4 protein-coding genes are annotated in these 3517 nt (G+C 69.2%); 1 reads left to right on the top strand and 3 read right to left on the bottom strand.

From position 1 onward, the window contains the following. The 3 genes from dsbG to L995_RS10345 form a co-directional block, all read right to left on the bottom strand. Positions 1 to 533 (bottom strand): thiol:disulfide interchange protein DsbG (dsbG, locus tag L995_RS10335; protein WP_047471428.1); only part of this gene is annotated, 533 nt, incomplete at its 3' end. Continuing rightward, a complete protein-coding gene (locus tag L995_RS10340; protein WP_047471422.1) occupies positions 530 to 1528 on the bottom strand; it encodes a TlpA family protein disulfide reductase in 999 nt (332 codons plus the stop codon). The genes dsbG and L995_RS10340, both read right to left, overlap by 4 nt. A gap of 84 nt (positions 1529 to 1612) precedes the next feature. Then, complete coding sequence (locus L995_RS10345; RefSeq protein ID WP_047471424.1) at positions 1613 to 2812, bottom strand: MFS transporter; 1200 nt, start codon at positions 2810 to 2812, stop codon at positions 1613 to 1615. 144 nt (positions 2813 to 2956) lie between these two features. Between L995_RS10345 and L995_RS10350 the strand changes: the two genes are divergently transcribed. Next, positions 2957 to 3517 (top strand): TetR/AcrR family transcriptional regulator (locus tag L995_RS10350; RefSeq protein WP_047471426.1); only part of this gene is annotated, 561 nt, incomplete at its 3' end.

Below are 3517 nucleotides of genomic sequence, written 5' to 3' on the forward strand. Positions count from 1 at the left end.
CCGCGTAAGGCGGCGGCCTTGCCCTCGCTGCTGGGCTTGAGGATGCCCACCAGAATGTGGCGCAACTGCACTTGGCCGCTCTCCACCCAGGGCCGGGCATCGTTCCACAGCTGGTTGCAATAGGGGCAGTTGGGGTCGGTGAACACATAGACCGTGCGCGGCGCGTCGGCGCGGCCATCCGGGATGGACTGGGCGCGCTGCACATCGCCCCACAGTTGCTCGCCCATGGGCTTTTGCACGGCGGCCTGCAGGGCCTGGGCGTTCACGTCGCGGCCCTGGGCGTCGATCACCGTGCCCAGCACCCAGTGCTTGCCGTCAGGCATGCGGTAGATGGGCACGGGCTGGCGGTCGCGGTAGGCGGCCCAGGCCTTGAGTCCGCCCACGGCCGGCAGCGGTCCCACCAGGGTCAGTCCCTGCTGGGCCAGAAACTCCTCCGATGGCAGCTCGGACGCCGCAGCCGGCAGGGCCAAGGCTGCCGTCAAGGCCAGGGCTCCTGCCAGTGCAGGCAGGGGAAACAGGGGGGAAGCGCTCATGAACATTCCTTCAGATGCTGGGCCAGGCTGGCGCGCGACAGCTCGCCCATGCGCATGCCGCACAGCCGGCCGTCGGCGCCATAGAAATAGGTGGAAGGCAGGCCCCGCTGGCGCCAATGCCGGCCGGCCTGCTGCTGCGGGTCGAACAGCACCTGGGCCAGCGGCAGCGGGGCTGCTGCCTGCTCGCGCTGCAAATAGCCCATCACGGTCTCGGCTGGCTCGCCCTGGTTGATCCAGATGAAGCGCACATCGGGCCGCTGCTGCTGGGCCTGGGCCAGCACCGGCATCTCGCGTCTGCAAGGCGGGCACCAGGTGGCCCAGAGGTTGATCACCATGGGCTTGCCATCGGCCTGCTGCAACTGCTGCAGCGAGACCGGCTGCGCCTGTCCGTTGACCAGGGTGAAGGCCGGCAGGGCCGGTGCATCTGCGGACGGCAGCGCCTGCAGCAGGCTGCCCAGCACCAGCAGGGCCGCCCCCGCGCCCAGCGCCAGCCCTGTGGCGCGGCGCAGCACCGGGGAGCGGCGGCTGCGCCACAGCATGTACAGCAGCGCGGCCAGCAGGCCGGCCCACAGGTTCCATCCCCCGTCGCGGATATCGATGATGCGGCCTGCGAAGGCCGGCATCCCGCTCCAATCCCAGGGGGCCGGCGCGTACTCTGTCCACCACTGCGCGACATAGGCCAGGCGCGCCGCCAGCAGGCCGGCCAGGGTGCTTTGCCACAGCAGCGCATCCACGGCCTGGCCCGTGCGCCTTTCATTCCTGCGCGCCAGCCACTGCGCCAGCAGCCAGGCCAGCATGGCCACCACCACGCCCGTCGGCAGGACCAGCGGCCCCAGCGCCAGGCTGGCAGGCAGGTGCAGCCAGGCGCCCAGCGCCGATAGCGCTGACGGCCCGCCAGGCTCTGCCGCTCCGGCAAGAACAGGCGAAGGCGCCAGCAGCAGGCCGGCAAGCAAGGGCAGGAAGGACGAAAGAAGAGGGGATGACCGGAGATGCATGGAAGGGAGTTTCAGCCATGCGGGCTGACAGGCCGTGGATGCTGGCAGCGGGGAATTAACGGGGGGTTAACAGCCTCATGGCCATCAGGCTGCGACCGGTCCATTTCGCCCAACCAATCCCATGGCCGCAGACAGCAGCAAGGCCGCAGCGGCCAAGCCGCCAGACAGCCAGAGCGTGGCGTGCAGCCCCCAGCCATCGACCAGTTGGCCGCCCGCCCATGAGCCCAGCGCAATACCGATGTTGAAGACGCCAACGTACAGCGCCGTGGCAATTTCCACGGCACGTGGCACAGCCTGCATCATCCAGGTCATCAGTCCCACCGACACGCCGCCGTAGGCCAGGCCCCAGACCAGCAGCACGGCGCCGCCACCGGTTGGCGAGTCGCCCGCGGACAGGAACAGGACAGGCGCCAGCAGCAGGCCCATGGCGATCGCCGCCAGACTCGGCACCGTGCGGCGCGCCGCGATGATGCCCGCCAGGAAGTTGCCCGCAATGCCCGCGATGCCGTAAGCCAGCAGCAGCGCGCTCATCCATTGCGCATCGAACCCCGACACCGTCAGCAGCAGCGGGCGCACGAAGGTGAAGGACATGAAATGCCCGGCCACCAGCAGCAGCGTCAGTGCCAGCCCGGCCTGCAGCCTGCGGTTGGCCAGCTGATGGCTGAACTGGCGCAGGTTGGCCGAGCCTGTGGCAGGCAGGGCGGGGAGAACGGCCATGTGCAGCGCCAGCACCAGTGCGCTGAAGCCTGCCATGCCACCGAATGCCCAGCGCCATCCCGCGAAATCGCCGATCAGCGCGCCCAGCGGCACGCCCAGCACCGAGGCCGCCGCCACGCCGCCAAAGATGATGGAGGTTGCCAGGCCCATCGACGCCTGGGGTACCAGCCGTGCCGCCAGCCCGCCCGCGATTGCCCAGATGCCGCCCATGCAAAAGCCCACCAGGACGCGCGCGGCCAGCAGCCAGGTCAGCGACGGCGCCAGCGCCGAGGCCAGGTTGGCCAGCACGAGCAGGGCCAGCAGTCCGCACAGGATGCGGCGCCGGTCCATGCCGCCCGCCGCCATCACCACCAGCGGCGCGAACAGCGCGGCCAGCAGCGCCGGCAGCGAGATCATCAGGCCGGCCCTGCCCATGGAGGTGCCCAGGCTGCCAGCAATGGATGTGAGCAGGCCGACCGGCAGCATTTCCGTGGTCACCACGGAAAAGGTGGCCAGGCCCACGGCGGACACGGCCAGCCACGGGCGGCGCGCGGCGGGTTCGGGCCGCGTGGAGGAAGACGAATTCATGGTCCAGATCCCTTCAAACAGGTGGGGGGTGTTGCACCGCCGTCGCGGGACAGAGAAAATACATACGCTGCGTATGAATAGAATCCTATATACATACGAAGCGTATGTAAATAATCATGCACGCCGTATGTAAGGAGATTGGCCATGGTCCGCCGCACCCGCGCCGAGATGGAAGAAACCCGCGCCACGCTGCTGGCCACGGCCCGCAAGGCCTTTGGAGAGCAGGGCTACGCCGATGCCTCCATGGACGATCTCACCGCGCAGGTTGGCCTGACGCGGGGCGCGCTGTACCACCATTTCGGCGACAAGCAGGGCCTGCTGGCGGCCGTGGTCGAGCAGATCGATGCCGAGGTGGATGAACGCCTGAAGGCCATCACCGCCCATGCCCGGGATCCCTGGCAGGGCTTTCGCAGCCGCTGCCGGGCCTACCTGGAAATGGCGCTGGAGCCTGAAATCCAGCGCATCGTGCTGCGCGATGCGCGCGCGGCTTTGGGCGGAGCGCTGCCGCAATCGCAGCGCCACTGCATTGCGTCCATGCAGGCACTGATTGCGGACCTCATGGCGCAGGGCATCGTGGCCCGGGCCGATCCGCAGGCGCTGGCATCGCTGATCTACGGCAGCCTGGCCGAAGCGGCTTTCTGGATTGCCGAGGGCGAGGACGCCGACCTGCGGCTGGAGCGCGGCGCGGCGGCGCTGGACCTGCTG

The organism is Delftia sp. ZNC0008 (assembly GCF_000799035.1).
Classification (GTDB): domain Bacteria; phylum Pseudomonadota; class Gammaproteobacteria; order Burkholderiales; family Burkholderiaceae_C; genus Comamonas; species Comamonas tsuruhatensis.

Coding starts and splice junctions, on each gene's coding strand:
- L995_RS10345 (WP_047471424.1), bottom strand. CDS start 2,812: ATGAATTCGTCTTCCTCCACGCGGCCCGAACCCGCCGCGCGCCGCCCG.
- L995_RS10340 (WP_047471422.1), bottom strand. CDS start 1,528: ATGCATCTCCGGTCATCCCCTCTTCTTTCGTCCTTCCTGCCCTTGCTT.